Below are 18,502 nucleotides of genomic sequence, written 5' to 3'. Positions count from 1 at the left end.
AGACCGTCATTGGCCAGTTGGTAGATCGCTTTAATATCCAAAAAGTAAGAGCAAAAGATTTATGGCATTTATCACATCGCTTTATCAGAAAGATTCTGTCACACACCGTCTGCGTTGTTTTGAATAAGAAGCTTGGCCATTCGCCAATTCAACTCGAAAAACTCATTTTAAGTTGAGATTGGCGTATTTCTTTGGTAATTTGAGCAAAAATCATAATAGAACTTTCATAATTTTCTGCTAGTATCCTTGCCGAAAGATTTATTCTTAATAAATACAGATATAAATAAGGCGCTAAAATGCTACAGCTCTCTGATCTTAAAATTGCCGTAATTGGTTTAGGCTATGTCGGTTTACCTTTGGCCGTTGAATTTGGTAAGAAAGTTCCAGTAATCGGGTTTGATATTCATCAAAAACGTATTGATGAACTCCGTAGCGGACAAGATCATACCTTGGAAGTATCAAGTGAGGAGTTAGCTCAATCCTCAAAATTAATGTATACGGCACAATTAGATGAATTAAAAAGCTGTAATTTTTTTATTGTAACAGTTCCTACACCAATTGATGACTATAAACAACCCGATTTAACCCCACTCATTAAGGCTTCGAATAGTATTGGGCAGGTGTTGAAAAAAGGTGATGTGGTGGTGTATGAGTCTACTGTATATCCAGGTGCAACTGAAGAAGACTGTATTCCAGTATTGGAAAAAGTCTCAGGTTTAAAATTTAATCAGGATTTCTTTGCCGGTTATAGCCCGGAACGAATTAATCCAGGAGACAAGTTACATCGTGTCACTAATATTTTAAAAATTACTTCAGGGTCGACCCCTGAAGTTTCAGACTTTGTAGATCAGGTTTATAACTTGGTGATTGAGGCAGGTACTCATAAAGCGACTAGTATTAAAGTGGCAGAAGCTGCAAAAGTCATTGAAAATACCCAACGGGATGTCAATATTGCTTTAATTAATGAACTTGCAGTTATTTTTAATAAAATGGGGATTGATACCGAAGCGGTGCTAAAGGCTGCGGGTACAAAGTGGAACTTTTTGCCATTTCGTCCTGGTTTGGTTGGTGGTCACTGTATTGGGGTAGACCCATATTATTTAACCCATAAAGCGCAAGCGATTGGCTATCACCCAGAAATCATTTTGGCAGGTCGTCGCCTGAATGATGGTATGGGGGCCTATGTAGTGACTCAATTGGTCAAAGCCATGATCAAGAAAAAAATTCAGGTTGAAGGTGCCAAGGTTTTAGTACTAGGTCTGAGCTTTAAAGAAAACTGTCCAGATATTCGTAATACCAAGATTATTGATATTGTACACGAGTTACAGGAATACCATATTCAGGCGGATGTGTATGACCCTTGGGTTGATGTGGCTGAAGCAGAGCATGAATATGCGATTACTCCGGTGAATAGTTTAGAACAAGGTCAATATGATGCAGTGATTTTGGCGGTAGCACATGAACAATTTAAAGTCATGGGTGCTGCAGATATTCGTGCTTTAGGCAAGCCAGTACATATTTTATATGACTTAAAATATGTACTGGATCAATCTGAATCTGACCTGCGTCTATAATTTATTAGGGAAGTTATAAGAATGAGCCAATATCAAACGGTATGCGAGCAATTACAACAAGCACCAAAAACCTGGCTAATTACCGGTGTGGCAGGCTTTATTGGCTCAAATTTACTGGAAACCCTATTAAAGCTGAACCAAAATGTGGTGGGTCTGGACAATTTTGCCACCGGTCACCAGCATAATCTGGATGAGGTGCAAAGTCTGGTCAAGCCTGAACAATGGGAAAACTTCAAGTTTTATGAAGGTGATATTCGTAAATTAGAAGATTGTCAAAAAGTCTGTGTGGGTGTGGACTATGTGTTGCACCAAGCCGCTTTAGGTTCTGTGCCACGTTCGATTGCTGATCCGATTACGACTAATGCAGCCAATATTACCGGCTTTTTAAATATGCTGACGGCTGCGCGTGGTGCCGGAGTAAAAAGCTTTACTTATGCGGCTAGCAGTTCAACTTATGGTGACCATCCGGCATTACCTAAAGTCGAAGAAAATATCGGTAAGCCACTTTCACCTTATGCGGTTACCAAATATGTCAATGAACTCTATGCTGAAGTCTTTGCACGAACGTATGGTTTTAAAACGATTGGTCTACGCTACTTCAATGTATTTGGCAAGCGTCAGGATCCGAATGGTGCTTATGCTGCAGTGATTCCAAAATGGACTGCATCAATGATCAAGGGTGAAGATGTTTTCATCAATGGTGATGGCGAAACGAGTCGTGATTTCTGTTTTATTGAAAACACGGTTCAGGCCAATATTTTAGCTGCTACCACTCAAAATGATGAAGCTAAAAATCAGGTTTATAATGTGGCGGTAGGAGACCGCACCACGCTAAATGATTTGTTTAATGCTATTCAAGCTGCTTTGAATGAAAATGGTGTGACTTATACGAAAGAGCCTGTATATCGCGATTTCCGTGTAGGAGATGTAAGACATTCACAAGCGGATGTTTCAAAAATTAAAAACTTACTGGGATATACTCCAAAATTTGTGATTTCACAAGGTGTAGAAAGTGCTATGCCTTGGTATATAAAGTTTTTAGGTAATAAGTAAATGAAGATTTTAGTCACTGGCGGTGCAGGATTTATTGGTTCAGCGGTTATTCGCCATATTATTCAAAACACCAATAACCAAGTTTTAAATATAGATAAACTGACTTATGCGGGTAATTTAGAATCTTTAAAAGAAATTGATCAACACTCGAACTATGAGTTCAAACAAATTGATATTTGTGATACAGAACAAATTACAGCTGCAATAGATGCATTTCAGCCTAATGCAATTATGCATTTAGCTGCAGAGTCGCATGTAGACCGCTCAATTGATGGTCCAGCAGCATTTATTCAAACTAATATTGTGGGAACTTATACTTTATTGGAAGCTGCTCGAAAGTATTGGATGGGGCTTGACGCTGAAGCGCAACAAAATTTTCGCTTTCATCATATTTCAACTGATGAAGTTTATGGTGACCTAGAAGGCACCACAGATTTGTTTACAGAAACAACTTCATACGCGCCAAGCTCTCCATATTCTGCCTCTAAAGCCAGTTCAGACCATTTAGTCCGTGCTTGGCACAGAACTTATGGTCTGCCTGTTATAGTCACCAACTGCTCAAATAATTATGGTCCGTATCATTTCCCAGAAAAGTTAATTCCATTAGTCATCTTAAATGCGTTAGATGCCAAACCTTTACCTGTATATGGCGATGGTCAGCAAATTCGGGATTGGTTATTTGTAGAAGATCATGCGCGTGCTTTATATAAAGTGGTGACCGAAGGTGTAGTGGGTGAAACCTATAATATCGGTGGTCATAATGAAAAGCAGAATATTGAAGTGGTTAAAACCATTTGTAAAATTTTGGATGAATTAAAACCACAAGCCAACGGTCAAGCGTATGCGTCATTGATTACATTTGTAAAAGACCGCCCTGGGCATGACTTGCGCTATGCGATTGATGCCGCAAAAATTCAAAATGAATTAGATTGGACACCCATGGAAACTTTTGAAACTGGAATCCGTAAAACGGTAGAGTGGTATTTAAATAATTTAGACTGGTGCCGTCGCGTACAAGATGGTAGTTACCAACGTGAAAGATTAGGTGTAAATTTATAATGTCAAACACAACAAAAGGTATAATTTTAGCAGGTGGTTCTGGGACGCGGTTATATCCAATTACTAAAGGATTATCAAAACAATTATTGCCTATTTATGACAAACCTATGGTGTATTACCCACTTTCAGTATTAATGCTTGCGGGTATTCGTGATATTTTGATTATTACTACTCCTGAGGATTTAAATGGTTTTCAGCGGTTACTAGGGGATGGTAGTGGTTTAGGTGTAAATATTAACTACGAAATACAACCAAGCCCAGATGGATTAGCACAGGCATTCATTATTGGTGAGCAATTTATTGGTAATAGTAATGTGTGCTTGGTATTGGGCGATAATATTTTCTACGGTCAAAGTTTTAGTAGAATGCTACAAACAGCTGTAAATAGGTCGTCTGGAGCTACTGTTTTTGGTTATCAGGTTAAAGATCCTGAACGTTTTGGGGTGGTTGAATTTGATAACAATAATCGGGTGTTATCTATTGAAGAAAAACCAATTAAACCAAAGTCAAATTATGCAGTAACTGGTCTGTATTTTTACGATAATGATGTGATTCAAATTGCTAAACAAGTGAAGCCTTCTGAACGTGGGGAATTAGAAATAACCAGTATTAATCAGGCATACCTTGAAAGAGGTGATTTGAATGTTGAGTTGCTGGGGCGTGGTTTTGCTTGGTTAGATACGGGTACGCATGAAAGCTTACATGAAGCTTCATCATTTGTTGAAACAATTCAAAATGTACAGGGATTAAAGGTTGCATGCTTAGAAGAAATTGCTTGGCGTAATGGTTGGTTAAGTAATGATGACCTTAAGAGTCTAGCGAAATGTATGCTTAAAAATGATTATGGTAAGTATTTAATGCACTTGGTAGATAGTAAATAAAATGCTGAAATATGATTATAGTGTTGTAGGAGCAAGTGGCTTTATTGGCTCTAATATGGTCAATTTTTTAGAAAAACTTGGATTTAATGTTTTAAAAATTGGCCGAAACTTAGAAGAAATAAAAGTAAACCATTTAGGCGTGGTTGTATATTGTGCTGGTTTTGGTGATTGTCTTAATAACCCAAATAATGTTGTTGACGCTAATGTTTCTTTTTTAAGAGAAGTCTTAAATAAATTTTCTTATGATAAATTATTTTATATATCATCTACTAGAGTTTATTTAGATAATCAATCTGGTGAAGAAAAGTCTAGTTTAAAGCTTTCTATGGAAGATTCTAGAAGATTATTCAACTTAACTAAGCTTACAGCTGAAGCATTAATGTCGCAATATGCTAATGCAATTGCGCTTAGAGTAAGTAATGTTTATGGAAATGCATTTAAAAGCCCACTTTTTTTACCATCTATAGTACGTGATGCAATTTCCAAGAAAGTAATGAATATTTATACCACACCAAATTATGCCAAAGACTATATAAATGTGGAGGATGTTTGCGCTGTAATATATCAACTTTCGCAAATAGAAAACCTGCAACATAAGGTTTATAATTTAGCATCTGGAAAAAATATATCTTCAGAGCAGATCGTTTCAACTATTATAAATAAAACAGACACAGATGTTATTTGGCATGATGTAAAGCATGAAGATCACTTTCCACCTATTTCAATTAAGAGGATTCAACAAGAAATTAATTATAACCCTTCATGTGTATTACATGACTTAGGTGAAATGATTAACTTATTTAGTGTGAAATTTCATGAGTAATGTTATTGTTGCAATTTCTTCTTTTCGCTCAGATCCAAAGGTTTTAGATTTATTGGATCTTATATTCTCCTGTAATCCTACACTTTTTTTAGAAATCATTGTTGTTGATTCTAAACCGACTGGTTTAATTGACGAGTTTATTTTAAAAAAAGGGTATCAAGTAAAATATATAATAAGTGAGAAAAACTTAGGCTCGGCAGGAAATTTAGATTTACGATTAAGAGAGGCCTTAAAAAACCAGAGTGCTCAATGGTGTTTGTGTCTTAATCATGATGCTTTTTTTTCAGAGGAGTTTGTTATTAGCTTTCTTGCGAAAGCAGAAAATATTCAAGGTAAAGTAGGTGCTGTTTTTCCAACACGTACTTACGATAATGGTAAAGTAAAAAAGACTGACTCTATAGAAAAAATGTTATGGAGCAGCTCAAATGGATGTTTATATTCTTTAGCCCCATTAAGAAAAGGACTATATATTGATAGTGCTTTATGGATGGGATGGGAAGACTATTTATATTGCACTCTCTTAAAAAATAAGGGTTATGAAAATTATATTGTGAATAGTCTACCTTTTGTGGATTCTTATGAGTATGAGACGTTAAATTTTGGTGTGATGAAATTTAGATTGAATAATAAACCTGCTTGGTATGATTATTATTCTATTAGAAATTTAATCTATATTGGGAAAAAAATAAAACCAGATAATGTATATTTTAGACTTTTGTTTAAGGTGTGTATTAATTCAATATTTATGTCTTTTTTTAAAGAAAAAACAATAGAAAGACAAACCAATTTTATAAAAGGTACGATTGACGGTTTTAAGGGAAAAATGGGCTTTAAGGATATTATTTAATATGAAATTAGTTAGAACAGCTATACCTGATGTTATAGTCATAGAACCGAAAATTTTTAATGATACTCGAGGCTTTTTTTATGAAAGCTTTAACCAACAGGCTTTTGATGAAGCAACAGGTACGAATTACCAATTTGTACAAGATAATCATAGCAAGTCGAGCCGTGGTGTACTGCGTGGTTTGCATTATCAATTATCCCCTAAAGCACAGGGTAAACTTGTAAGAGTCGTGCAAGGGAAAGTTTGGGATGTTGCTGTTGATATTCGAAATGGCTCACCTACATTTGGACAGTGGGTTGGTGAAGAATTAAGTGCTGATAATCATAAACAACTTTGGATTCCACCCGGTTTTGCTCATGGTTTCATAACTTTAAGTGAAACTGCTGAATTTTTATACAAAACCACGGATTATTATAGTCCTGAACATGAGCGAGCCATTCGTTGGGATGATCCACAACTTGCAATAGCTTGGCCGTTGTACACAACTGATATACAGATCTCTGCCAAAGATCAGCAAGCTTTAGCCTTTTCACAAGCTGAAGTATTTGAGAATGTGGAGTGTTCGATATGAGTTTAATTCAATGGATTCATTTTCCTCCACTTGGGGATGAGCGTGGTTCACTTGTTGTACTTGAAGCTAAAAGAAATGTACCTTTTGATATTAAACGTGTGTATTACGTTTTTGGGACTAAAAAAGGTATTGCTCGAGGATTCCATGCACATAAAAATCTAAAACAAGTTGCTGTCTGTATTGCAGGTAAGTGTCGAATGGTGATGGATGATGGTCGAAAAAAAGAAAGTATATGGCTTGACTCACCTACACAGGGTATTTTAATAACAACTGAATGGCATGAGATGCATGATTTTTCAGAAGACTGTGTATTGCTGGTTTTAGCTAGTGAACATTATGATGAGAGTGATTATATTCGTGATTATAAAGACTTTATAAAAGCAGTAAGAGATAATTGAAAATGAGTTTTATTCACCCACTCGCCAGTGTAGCTGAGTTTGAATTGGGACAAGACACCAAAGTTTGGCAATTTGTAGTAATCTTAAAGGGTGCCAAAATAGGGGAAAACTGTAATATTTGTGCTCACTCTTTAATAGAGGGTGATGTCATTATTGGGGATAATGTCACAATTAAATCAGGTGTTTACGTATGGGATGGAACACGTATAGAAAATAACGTATTTCTTGGTCCGAATGCGACTCTAACCAATGATATAATGCCACGCTCTAAACAATATCCAGACTCTTTTAAGGGAATTACTTTAAAAGAGGGTTGTAGTATTGGAGCAAATGCTACCCTTTTGCCTGGAATTACGATTGGTAAAAATGCCATGGTTGGAGCTGGGGCGGTAGTGACTAAAGATGTTCCAGATCATGCTGTGGTGGTGGGTAATCCTGCAAAAATTATAAGGTATATTAAATGATCCCTTTTCTTGATCTAAAATCTATAAATGCTCAATACCGCGCTGAACTGATTGAAGCTTGTACCCGTGTAATTGATTCGGGTTGGTATATTGGTGGTAATGAATTATTCCAATTTGAAGAAAACTTTGCAGCTTACTGTGGTACTCAGTACTGTGTTGGGGTTGCGAACGGCTTAGATGCATTAATTTTAACGTTACGTGCTTGGATTGAACTAGGTAGGCTTAAAGCAGGGGATGAGATTGTTGTGCCTGCTAATACTTATATTGCGAGTATTCTTGCGATTAGTGCCAATCATCTGACTCCTGTTTTGGTAGAACCTGATACTTATACATGCAATATAGACCCAAAAAAAATTGAAGCAGCTATTACTTCTAAAACTAGAGCAATTCTTCCCGTACATTTATATGGTCAAATAGCAGATATGCCAGCTATTTTGAATATGGCAGAAAAATATAATTTGCTGGTTTTAGAAGACTCTGCTCAAGCGCATGGTGCAAGTATTACTGGTATAAAAGTGGGTAATTGGGGGCACGCATCTGGGTTTAGTTTTTATCCAGGTAAAAATTTAGGGGCATTGGGTGATGCTGGCGCAATTACCACTAATGATGCTGAGCTTGCACAAATGCTCAAAGCGCTACGTAATTATGGTTCACATGAAAAATATAAAAACTTGGTGCAAGGTGTAAATAGTCGCCTTGATGAAATTCAAGCAGCGATGTTAAACGTAAAACTTAAATATTTAGACCAAGAAATTCAACATAGACGTTATATTGCCAACTTATATTTAAATGGAATTAAAAATCCATTAGTTCAATTGCCACTTATAAATACTAATGCTGAAGTGTACGAACAGCATGTCTGGCATTTGTTTGTAGTGCGAACACAACATCGAGAAGCCTTGCAAAAGCACTTGACAAATCATGGTATTCAAACCCTTATTCATTATCCAATTCCCCCACATCAACAGCAAGCTTATCAAGAGTGGAATAATTTAAGCTATCCATTGACTGAAGCCATGCATAAAGAAGTATTAAGCCTTCCAATAGGTCCAACACTTACAGGGCAGGATGCAGAAAAGATTATAGCGCTTGTGAATGACTGGTCGATCTAAGGTTAGTCCCTCATAATGAGCCACGAAGAACAAAATAACCCTAAAGACCATAACTCTTATGGTCAAATTGTAAAATCTTCCTCAATTATGGGAGGAGCAGCTGGCATTAATATGTTGTTGAGTATGCTGCGTGTCAAGTTCGCAGCTATCTTGATTGGTACTGCGGGGGTTGGGTTATTAGCAAGCTTTACCGCTTTGCAAAATATGATTGGTACACTTGCAGGTTTAGGTTTGCAATCTAGTGCTGTGCGTGAAATTGCAGCTGCTTCATCTCGAGGTGATCATGAGGCTGTAGCACGTATTATTCTGACTTTACGCCGTATGTGTTGGCTGACGGGCTTTATGGGTATGCTGAGTATGATGTTACTCAGTTCTTGGCTGAGTCAGCTGGTTTTTGCTAAATCAGATTATGCTGTGGATATTGCTATTTTAGGTATAGCAATTTTACTTGCGAACATTTCTGGTGGGCAAAAAGCTTTAATTCAGGGTATGCGACATATTGGTGATCTGGCACGTGTCAATATTATTGCAGCTACAGTAGGGACTATTTCTGCAATCGTTCTTTATTGGACGTTCGGATTACGGGGGATTATTCCTACTATCTTAATGATAGCAGCTACCCAATTATGCTCTTCATGGTGGTATGCACGTCGTATATATGTATCAAAAATTAAACTAGGGTGGAGCGAAACCTTTAACCAAGCCAGTGATATGGTGCGGCTTGGTATAGCAATGATGTTTAGTGGCCTTTTAGCGAGTACGGTCAGCCTGATTACAATTAGCTTGGTTACCCAGCAAGAAGGAATTTCTGCAACAGGATTTTATAGTGCGGCTTTTGCATTATCGGGTTTATTTGTAGGTTTTGTATTGCAAGCTATGGGAGCAGACTATTATCCGCGTCTTACTGGTGTTACGCATGCTCCAGAGCAAATGACGAAACTGGTAAATGAACAGACTGAAGTGGGCTTACTATTGGCACTTCCTGGTTTACTTGCGACATTGGTATTTGCGCCTTGGGCGATTCATATTTTTTATTCAGCAGATTTTTTGCCCGCAGTTGAATTGCTGCAATGGTTTTTATTTGGCTGTTTGGGGCGAGTCATTTCTTGGCCGTTGGGCTATGTCATCCTTGCCTTGGGTAAAGGCCGATGGTATTTACTGACTGAAAGTGCATTTAGTTTATTACACCTGATACTGATTTATATAGGATTATCTCTCTATGGAGTACTAGGAGTAGCATTTGCTTTTTTTGTCATGTACTTAATTTATATTGTCATTATGTCTACTGTATGCCGCCATTTAATTGCATTTCGTTGGAGTCATAGTAGCTTACGAGAAATTATATTCTCAAGTCTTGCATTTGCTGCTGCTTTAATGATGTGTAAATTTTTGCCTATTATGTATTCTCTGTGGATGGGTTCTGTGCTTGTTGTTGTTGTAGGAATCATTTCTGTACGTGGGCTTGCTATAAGGTTAGGTAATGATCATCGATTGGTGCAAATGATGAAACAAATTCCAGGTTCCAAATTTATTTTACCTCATTTTTAGAATATTTAAGATATGAAAAACTCTTCTGAATTGAATGATGAACGTCCTTTAGTGACTTTTGCTTTATTTGCTTATAATCAGGAACAATACATTCGTGAGGCAATTGAAGGTGCATTTTCGCAAACTTACGAGCCGCTTGAAATTATTTTGTCTGATGATAAATCAAGTGATCGCACCTTTGAAATTATGCAAGAGATGGTTGCAGCATATAAAGGTCCACATAGAGTGATTGCACGGCAATCATCAGAAAATCGTGGATTACTAAATCATATATTGGATGTCGCTCATGAAAGTCATGGTGAATATATAGTAGTTGCAGCAGGCGATGATATATCATTACCTGAACGTACAAGTATCGTTATTCCATATTTTAAAGATAAAGAAGTATTCGCCTTATCGAGTGATGAAGTTGTGATTGATGAAAGGGGTGAAGTTAGAAATTGGAATGAAACAAGATTTGCTAAACGCGATAGTTCACATAGAAGCGACAATTCATGGTTGCACGGCGCAACTGCAGTGTATCGTGCTAATTTTTTAAAATTGATACCAAACTCCAGTAATAAAATAAATTTTGAGGACACAATTTTTTCAACTTTAATTAGTGCCGCAGGGGGAGAGTCTTTGAGACTAAAACTCTCTTTAATAAAATATCGTCACCATTCTAATAATTTATCAGCAAGAAGAATTGATAAAAAAAATATGAAAGTAATGGAAGAGAATTTTATAAATCGTTGGAAATCTTATTTAAAGGTTGAGGTTTTTTGTAATCAAGTAATTAATGAAAATCCTTTATTTTTTTATGATGATAAAAATCATTTAGTGAGAAAGCAAAAAATTGAATACTATAGTTTAATGTCTAACTGGCAGAGTTTGACACTTTATTCTAAATTGAAGTTGTTTATTATCGCTATCAGGCTAGGGCATATTAAATTCATTTTACCTAGAATTTTCGGTAAGAAATTTTTTTTTCTATTAAAGCATATTGTATTGCAGGCCCATAAAAAATGAATAAAAAGCCTTTAGTCGTTAATGTACTGACCTCACTTGATTTTGGGGGAGTAGAGTCACGTATGCAATTAATTGCCAAAAATACTAATTTTTCTAAATTTAATCATGCTTTTTGTGCAATTGGTGTTGGTGGTTCAACTCAAAAAATCTTAAAAACTTTAGGTATGCAGAGTGATGCTTTAGGTTGTAGTGTTAAAATTCCGAGTATAAGCGCAGTATTTACATTGTGGCGTTATTTCAAAAAGCACAAACCTCAAGTAGTACACCTTCGCGGAGCAGAAGCTAACTTTCATGGTGCTATAGCTGCTCGTTTGGCAGGTGTGCCTGTTGTAATTGCTGAAGAAATTGGAATTCCAAATCATTCGGCTAAGGCGAGGCGCATTTTTGCCTGGGCTTACAGTTATTGTGATTGTATTGTAGCTATTTCTCAAGCTGTTAAAGATGGAGTTATTGCTATGAATGAAGCACATGCATCACAAATTCAGGTTGTTTATAATCCGTTTTCACCTCAAAAATTTATACCTTTAACTCAACGTCGTGGTAGTTTAAGTTTAGGATTTGTTGGGCGTTTAGAGCCAGTCAAAAACCCCATGGCTGCAGTAGAGGCTATTGCATTATTAAGTGAAAAAAGTATTAAGGCTGAATTACATATTGTGGGTGATGGTAGTTTACGCTCAGTATTAGAGCAGAAAATTAAAGAATTAGACTTAGGTACACAAGTGTATTTACATGGGTTTCAGGAGAATCCTTTTACCTTGCTTGAAACCTGTCATTTTTATTTACAACCGTCATTAACAGAAGGTTTTGGTTTGGCGGTTTGTGAAGCGATGTCGGCAGGTTTGCCTGTAATTGCAACTGCAAGAGGTGGTGTACCTGAAATTATTGAACATGACAAAACTGGATGGCTCATACAGGAACCTACTGCAAAGGCATTGGCAGAGATGATCCAGTTTGCAAATAGATACAATGATGATGAATTACAGTCTATCGCAATTAAGGGGAGAGATGAGGTCTTGCAGAGGTTTGGTATTCAACAGTATTTAAATCAATTAGATGAATTATATAATAAGTTTTTAAAAACTAAAGGTATATAAGAAATGTATGATAAATCTCAACAAATCCCTTCTAACCATAATAATCAAAATAGACGTATTCGAATATTACACACTTTGGGGTGGGTAGCCTCAGGTGGAGTAGAACAACGGCGTTTAGTTTTAGCAAGCGGTTTACCCAAAGATAAATATGAGCATGTAATTCTTACCCAAGAAACTGCAGGCGGATTACCTGACTTATTAAGAGCTGAAGGATGGAAAATACATGAAATTGGAAATGCACCTCATATTTTAAGTCCTTCTTGGCATCAACGTGCTTACGAAATTGCACGTGAATTTCAACCAGATATTATCCATGGTGCTGTTTATGAGGGGGTGGGGTTAGCAAATATACTTGGTTGGCGTTTGCCAAAAGCTAAAGTGATTTCTGAAGAAACCTCAGATCCTACTAATCGTAGTTGGCGTGGTAATGTGCTATTACAATTATTATGCTTGCGTAGTTCTGCAGTAATAGGTGTGTCTCCTAGTGTAGCTGACTATCTAAGAAATATAGCTCATATTCCTGCTCGTAAAGTAAAATTGATAAATAACGCTGTGCTACCTGCACCTAATTTGACCTTACCTCAGCTACAGGAGTATCGACAAAGCTTAGGCTTGAAAGATACAGATTTTGTGATTGGTAGTGTAGGGCGTGTTTTTGATGAATATAAACGTTTTAGCGACCTAATACGTGCGCTTAAAATATTACATGATCAGGGTTTTGTACAGGCAAAGCTTCTTATTATTGGTGGCGGTCCTGATGAACAAGTATTAGCAAATCTAGCAGCTGAATTTGGTTTAACTAAAAGTGTGATTTTTGCTGGCTATCAGGCAGAAGCACGGCACTATTATCCATTGATGGATATATTTGCATTAGCTTCAATACGCGAAGCTTTTGGATTGGTGTTAGTTGAGGCAATGTTAGCCCAAGTTCCTGTTATAGCTACAAGTGTGGGTGGCATGCCATATGTATTAGGTCAAGGAAAAGCAGGTATTTTAGTTCCCCCTAATTCACCCCATGATTTTGCAAAAGCTATTTTTAGTTTGTATCAAAACCCGTTACAACGTCAAAAAATTGCTGAAGCTGGTCGTATGCGTGCTGAATTAGAGTTTTCTGCAGAACGCTATTGTAATGAAATTGACGCCTTATATGAGTCTTTAGCTAAGTTATGAAAAAATCTATTAAAAATATTTTGTTTATTACGTGGGATGGTCCAGAAACTCAATATCTTGAGCGATTGTTTTTACCTATCTTTGCAGGCTTGGAAACAAAAGGATATAAGTTTCATGTATTGCAATTTGGTTGGGGAACGCCAGAAAAGTTTGAACAACGTGCTCAAGCCTGTGCAGAATTAAATATACCGTATAAATCGGTAAAAGTTTTTCGTTTATTTAGAGCCATAGGCTCTTTTTTAACTGCCTTTTTAGGTCAATACGCTATACAAAAAGCGGTAGCGGAGTGGAATATTGATACTTTAATGCCACGTAGTTTAATGCCCGCATTGGCGGTTTTAAGTATGTCTAAAACTGCACGTAAAAAATTAAATATTGTTTTTGATGCAGATGGTCTCGCAGCAGATGAAAGAGTCGACTTTACCGGTATTTCATCTACAGGAAAAGTATATCGCCTACTACGCGATATTGAGATGCAAATGTTATGTCATGCCGACGGTGTTATTACACGTACAGAAGCATCAAGAAAAATTTTAATTGCGCGTGCTGGGGCTGGTTTGCCACCCGAAAGATGTTATCGCGTATCAAATGGAGTGGATGTCACACCATTTGTTCAAGCTTTTGAGTTACAAGCTCAACAATGTAAAGCTGATTTTATATTATGTTATTGTGGTTCTATTGGTCCGCAATATCGATTACCAGAGATGCTGGATATCGCCGTTAAACTCAAACAAGTCATACCTCAATTACGATTTAAACTATTTTCTTCAGCATTACCAGAAATTAAAAAGCAGCTCGAAGAAAAAGGGTTGATAGGACAAGACTGGATTGAATACCAAACTTTGCCAGCCGCAGAAGTACCAAAATCTTTGGCAGCTTGTGATTTAGCATTGGCTTTAAGAGAACCTAAATTTTCTACGCAGGGAGTTCTACCTATTAAGTTGGGGGAATACTTACTAGCAGGTTTACCAATATTAGGCACACCTCATGTTGGTAATGCATCTGAATTGGAAGAGACAGGAGTGTTTCATTCAGCGGAGTTAGATGGATTAGAACAGAGCATTGATTGGGTAATCAACAATTATTTACCTCAACAAAAAGAGTGGAAAAAACGTAGTCATGAAGCTGGCTTGCACTATTTTTCATTAGAAGAAACTAATGAGAGGTATAATATTGCTTTAAAAGGAATTGAAAAACTCTAGGTTGGTATATACAGAGTGTAGTTGTGGTGGGTTTTATACTGTTGCACTTGCTGCTTGAATGCACCATTGTAAATTAGACAGTCTTTTTGTTTGTAACTTGAGAAAAAAATATGGATTTTTCTAGTTCAGCTCTTCAGCTTATTAGTGCTTTTATTGTCTTTGTTGTAGGCTGGTTTGTTGTACTAAGAATACGTACATACTTTGGAAGTAATTTAAAAAGAGTATCATTACTTTATATTTGGCATACTATTCTATGTATAGTCTATTTCTGGTTTATATTTTATAAAGGTGGGGATGCTACAGGCTATTTTAAAAAAGCTATATTAGGTGGGTTCAATAACGAATTCGGTCTGGGTACTGCAGGGGTCAGTTATTTAACTACTTATTTAGTACAAATATTAGGACTTTCTTTTTTAGGTTGTTTTCTAGTCTTTAATATATTTGGTTCAATAGGCTTAATTGCTTTTGACTCCACACTAAAACAGGCGACACAAAAAAGTTCACGTCATTTAAAACTTTTAGCTACCGTTATTGTATTTTTACCATCTGTTAGCTTTTGGTCATCTGCACTAGGCAAAGATAGTATTTCATTCATGTCTGCGTGTTTAGCATTATGGGCTGCATTAAATTTTAAAAAACGTATTATTCTGTTTATTGTTGCTGTATTGGCTATGTTGTTGGTGCGTCCTCATATCGCTGCTGCTATGGTGGCAGCTTATGCCATGGCATTTATTTTTGATCAACGAATATCTATAATTCAAAGATTATTTATTGGTAGTATTGCAATCGTATCTAGTGCGGTTGTGGTTCCATTAGCAATGCAGTATGCAGGTTTGGGGGATGCTCAAAATGCTGCAGATATCGAAGCGTATATTGAACAAAGACAGGGTCATAACTTGGAGGGAGGGAGTAGTGTAGATATCAGTTCTATGAGCTTGCCAATGCAACTATTTACTTATTTGTTTAGACCTTTACCATTTGAAGCAAATAGTATTTTTGCTTTAGCAGCATCGGTAGATAATATAATTTTACTGCTTTTATTCATGTTAGGCATAATTGCTATTTTTAAGAAAAGCAAGCCTTTAGTGGAATCTAACCGTGCTTTTTTATGGATTTATGCCATGATAGTTTTATTTATATTGGCAACAACTACAGCAAACTTAGGTATTGCAATGCGTCAAAAATGGATGTTTGCGCCTATTTTAATATTCTTATTAATTAGTGTGATACGACCACGCAAAATAAGAGCAAAGGTTTAATTATGAAGTTTTTACTGATTTCTAGCTTTCTTCCTTCCGTACTTAATTTTCGTGGTAAGTTACTTGAAGCAATTAATCAACAAGGTTTAGAAATTCATATTATTGCACCTGATTTAGCATTATTTAAAACAGAGCAACAAAAGCTAGAGGCTCTAGGTTATTATGTGCACGAAGTACCTATGCAGCGTACGGGTACAAACCCAGTTGCAGACTTAAAAACATTACGGGCAACGTATAATATAATAAAAAAAATAAAACCAGACTATGTATTGTCTTACACCATTAAACCTGTGATTTATGGCACATTAGCCGCGTGGTTAGCCAAAGTACCACATCGTTTTGCACTGATTACAGGTTTAGGCTACGCCTTTCAAAATGTAGAATACGGCAGTAAGCGTAGTTTTTTTCAAAAAATAGTACATGGTTTATATCAGCAAGCACTTTCACATAGTCATAAAGTCTTTTTTCAAAATCCAGATGATTTAAAGCTTTTTCAAGATTTAAAACTTTTGCAACCTAATTTGCCTACAGTGGTGGTCAATGGTTCAGGGGTGAATGTTACGGACTTTAATGTATTGCCTTTTCCTGTTAATACACAAAATAAGTCTAAGCTTTCATTCTTACTTATTGCCCGGTTATTGGGTGATAAAGGCGTAAGGGAGTATGCAGAAGCAGCAAAACTAATTAAACAGCAGCATCCAGAAGTTGAATTCCATTTGGTGGGCTGGATTGATGAAAATCCTTTAGCCATTCGTCAGCAAGAATTGGATCAATGGGTGGCCAGTAATATATTAAAGTACTGGGGGAAACTAACTGATGTTCGCCCTGCAATTGCAGAGAGTTCGGTTTATGTTTTGCCGTCATATCGTGAAGGTACACCCCGTACAGTTTTGGAAGCAATGGCAATGGGAAGAGCAATTATTACCACAGATGCCCCAGGTTGTCGTGAAACTGTAATTCAGGGCGAAAATGGCTTTTTAGTTGAAGTAAAATCTGTGACGAGTCTAGTCGATGCGATGCAAGAGTTTATAAATAAGCCTGAATTAATTGAGCAAATGGGTCAGAGATCTAGAGAAATAGCTTTAAATAAATATGACGTACATCAAGTGAACCGACATATGATGCAAGAAATGGGTTTAATATAAATGCTAAAACGTTTCCTCGATATTATTATTGCTTCTATTGCTCTGATTTTACTGTCACCGTTGTATTTTTATGTGGCATATAAAGTGAAAAAAAATCTAGGTTCGCCTGTTTTATTTCGTCAGGTGCGCCCGGGTTTAAACGGCAAACCTTTTGAAATGATTAAATTTCGCAGTATGAAAGATGCTGTAGATGCACACGGCAACCCTTTACCAGACACTGAGCGATTGACCCCGTTTGGCAAAATGCTGCGTTCTAGCAGTCTGGATGAAATGCCAGAATTATGGAATGTCATTAAAGGCGATATGAGCATCGTCGGACCACGCCCATTACTCATGGAATATTTACCGCTATATAACCAAGAACAAGCCAAACGCCATTTAGCCCGCCCAGGCATGACAGGGCATGCTCAAGTGAATGGACGTAATGCCATTAGTTGGGAAGAAAAATTTAAACTCGATACGTGGTATGTAGAAAATCAATCGGTTTGGTTAGATTTTAAAATTATGCTGAAAACGGTTAAAAAAGTACTCGCCAAAGATGATATTAACGAAGCAGGCGAAGCGACTATGACTAAATTTACAGGCACAAAATCGGATCAACAGCATGACTGAACTGTATGCAGTATATGGTGCTTCAGGCTGTGGACGTAGTTTGATGCCAGTGGCAAGAGCCCAATTAAAGCGTTTGGGAAATCCTGCTGAAATTGTATTTATAGATGATAGCTTAGTTACAGAAACCATAATCAATTCACATCGCGTCATGAATTATGCGGCATTTAAAGCACACCCTGCGACTAAAAAACAGGTATTAATTGCGATTGCCAATAGCCAAGTACGTGAAAAAATTGCGATAAAACTTGAACAAGATGCAATTGAGCTCTGGAGTGTTCAGGCAGATAATGTAGTGCTGATGGATGAGGTTGAAATTGCTGCAGGTGCAGCATTGAGTCCTTTTGTGAGTATTACCTCAAATATACAAATTGGTAAATGCTTTCATGCCAATTTATATAGCTATGTAGAACATGATTGTGTGATTGGTGATTTTGTGACTTTTGCCCCTGGCGTTCAATGTAATGGTAATATTTACATTCATGACCATGCTTACATTGGTGCAGGTGCCGTGATTAAACAAGGTACGCCAGACCAACCTTTAATTATTGGTGCGGGTGCGGTGGTTGGTATGGGCGCAGTAGTGACTAAAAGTGTACCTGCAGGTGTGACTGTTGTCGGTAATCCTGCACGACTGCTGAAAAAGAACTAATTTTTAAGATGAATACAATTAATATTCTAGGAT

19 protein-coding genes and 1 pseudogene are annotated in these 18,502 nt (G+C 36.8%); all 20 read left to right on the top strand.

The genetic code is table 11. From position 1 onward, the window contains the following. Positions 1–176, top strand: a pseudogene (locus tag FTT73_RS12600) (IS982 family transposase); the annotation flags it as partial. Between the two features lie 120 nt (positions 177–296). After that, the gene (tviB, locus tag FTT73_RS12595) at positions 297–1,574 is read left to right on the top strand and encodes a Vi polysaccharide biosynthesis UDP-N-acetylglucosamine C-6 dehydrogenase TviB (protein WP_180191524.1); all 1,278 of its coding nucleotides are present in this window, start codon (positions 297–299) and stop codon (positions 1,572–1,574) included. A 21-nt stretch (positions 1,575–1,595) separates the two neighbouring features. Next, positions 1,596–2,627 carry an NAD-dependent epimerase/dehydratase family protein gene (locus FTT73_RS12590; protein WP_180191523.1) on the top strand — a complete coding sequence of 344 codons (1,032 nt, stop codon included), beginning with the start codon at positions 1,596–1,598 and terminating at the stop codon, positions 2,625–2,627. Next, on the top strand, positions 2,628–3,686 hold the full coding sequence (gene rfbB / locus FTT73_RS12585) for a dTDP-glucose 4,6-dehydratase (RefSeq protein ID WP_180191522.1): 1,059 nt from the start codon (positions 2,628–2,630) through the stop codon (positions 3,684–3,686). Further along, a complete protein-coding gene (gene rfbA / locus FTT73_RS12580) occupies positions 3,686–4,567 on the top strand; it encodes a glucose-1-phosphate thymidylyltransferase RfbA (protein WP_180191521.1) in 882 nt (293 codons plus the stop codon). The genes rfbB and rfbA overlap by 1 nt, the downstream gene beginning before the upstream one ends. Position 4,568: 1 nt before the next feature. Continuing rightward, on the top strand, positions 4,569–5,390 hold the full coding sequence (locus tag FTT73_RS12575; protein ID WP_180191520.1) for an NAD(P)-dependent oxidoreductase: 822 nt from the start codon (positions 4,569–4,571) through the stop codon (positions 5,388–5,390). Continuing rightward, a complete protein-coding gene (locus FTT73_RS12570) occupies positions 5,383–6,237 on the top strand; it encodes a glycosyltransferase (RefSeq protein ID WP_180191519.1) in 855 nt (284 codons plus the stop codon). Before FTT73_RS12575 ends, FTT73_RS12570 begins: the two co-directional genes overlap by 8 nt. Before the next feature lies 1 nt (position 6,238). Next, positions 6,239–6,808, top strand: coding sequence for a dTDP-4-dehydrorhamnose 3,5-epimerase (gene rfbC / locus FTT73_RS12565; RefSeq protein ID WP_180191518.1), 570 nt, complete (start codon positions 6,239–6,241; stop codon positions 6,806–6,808). After that, a complete protein-coding gene (locus FTT73_RS16515) occupies positions 6,805–7,206 on the top strand; it encodes an FdtA/QdtA family cupin domain-containing protein (protein WP_180191517.1) in 402 nt (133 codons plus the stop codon). Before rfbC ends, FTT73_RS16515 begins: the two co-directional genes overlap by 4 nt. 2 nt (positions 7,207–7,208) lie before the next feature. Next, positions 7,209–7,670 carry an acyltransferase gene (locus FTT73_RS16510; RefSeq protein ID WP_180191516.1) on the top strand — a complete coding sequence of 154 codons (462 nt, stop codon included), beginning with the start codon at positions 7,209–7,211 and terminating at the stop codon, positions 7,668–7,670. Further along, positions 7,667–8,782, top strand: a complete 1,116-nt coding sequence (locus FTT73_RS12550) for a DegT/DnrJ/EryC1/StrS aminotransferase family protein (RefSeq protein ID WP_180191515.1) — start codon at positions 7,667–7,669, stop codon at positions 8,780–8,782. Before FTT73_RS16510 ends, FTT73_RS12550 begins: the two co-directional genes overlap by 4 nt. Positions 8,783–8,797: 15 nt before the next feature. After that, positions 8,798–10,330, top strand: a complete 1,533-nt coding sequence (locus FTT73_RS12545) for an O-antigen translocase (protein WP_180191514.1) — start codon at positions 8,798–8,800, stop codon at positions 10,328–10,330. Positions 10,331–10,342: 12 nt separating this feature from the next. Next, positions 10,343–11,338 carry a glycosyltransferase gene (locus tag FTT73_RS12540; RefSeq protein ID WP_180191513.1) on the top strand — a complete coding sequence of 332 codons (996 nt, stop codon included), beginning with the start codon at positions 10,343–10,345 and terminating at the stop codon, positions 11,336–11,338. After that, positions 11,335–12,432 (top strand): glycosyltransferase, encoded by a 1,098-nt coding sequence (locus FTT73_RS12535; protein WP_180191512.1) that lies wholly within the window; start codon positions 11,335–11,337, stop codon positions 12,430–12,432. The genes FTT73_RS12540 and FTT73_RS12535 overlap by 4 nt, the downstream gene beginning before the upstream one ends. A gap of 3 nt (positions 12,433–12,435) precedes the next feature. After that, positions 12,436–13,602, top strand: a complete 1,167-nt coding sequence (locus tag FTT73_RS12530) for a glycosyltransferase (protein WP_180191511.1) — start codon at positions 12,436–12,438, stop codon at positions 13,600–13,602. Further along, a complete protein-coding gene (locus tag FTT73_RS12525) occupies positions 13,599–14,804 on the top strand; it encodes a glycosyltransferase (RefSeq protein ID WP_180191510.1) in 1,206 nt (401 codons plus the stop codon). Before FTT73_RS12530 ends, FTT73_RS12525 begins: the two co-directional genes overlap by 4 nt. Positions 14,805–14,914: 110 nt before the next feature. Beyond that, entirely contained in the window at positions 14,915–16,063 is a 1,149-nt protein-coding gene (locus tag FTT73_RS12520) for a hypothetical protein (protein ID WP_180191509.1), read from the top strand. A 2-nt stretch (positions 16,064–16,065) separates the two neighbouring features. Further along, positions 16,066–17,208 (top strand): glycosyltransferase family 4 protein, encoded by a 1,143-nt coding sequence (locus FTT73_RS12515; protein ID WP_180191508.1) that lies wholly within the window; start codon positions 16,066–16,068, stop codon positions 17,206–17,208. Beyond that, the gene (locus FTT73_RS12510) at positions 17,209–17,820 is read left to right on the top strand and encodes a sugar transferase (protein ID WP_180191507.1); all 612 of its coding nucleotides are present in this window, start codon (positions 17,209–17,211) and stop codon (positions 17,818–17,820) included. Next, the gene (locus FTT73_RS12505; RefSeq protein ID WP_180191506.1) at positions 17,813–18,469 is read left to right on the top strand and encodes a NeuD/PglB/VioB family sugar acetyltransferase; all 657 of its coding nucleotides are present in this window, start codon (positions 17,813–17,815) and stop codon (positions 18,467–18,469) included. The genes FTT73_RS12510 and FTT73_RS12505 overlap by 8 nt, the downstream gene beginning before the upstream one ends. Positions 18,470–18,502 lie beyond the last annotated feature (33 nt).

It is taken from the genome of Acinetobacter sp. YH01006, from assembly GCF_013420445.1.
GTDB lineage: Bacteria > Pseudomonadota > Gammaproteobacteria > Pseudomonadales > Moraxellaceae > Acinetobacter > Acinetobacter pseudolwoffii.
The sequence above is the reverse complement of the archived record's forward strand: the minus strand, read 5'-3'. Positions and strand labels throughout refer to the sequence as shown.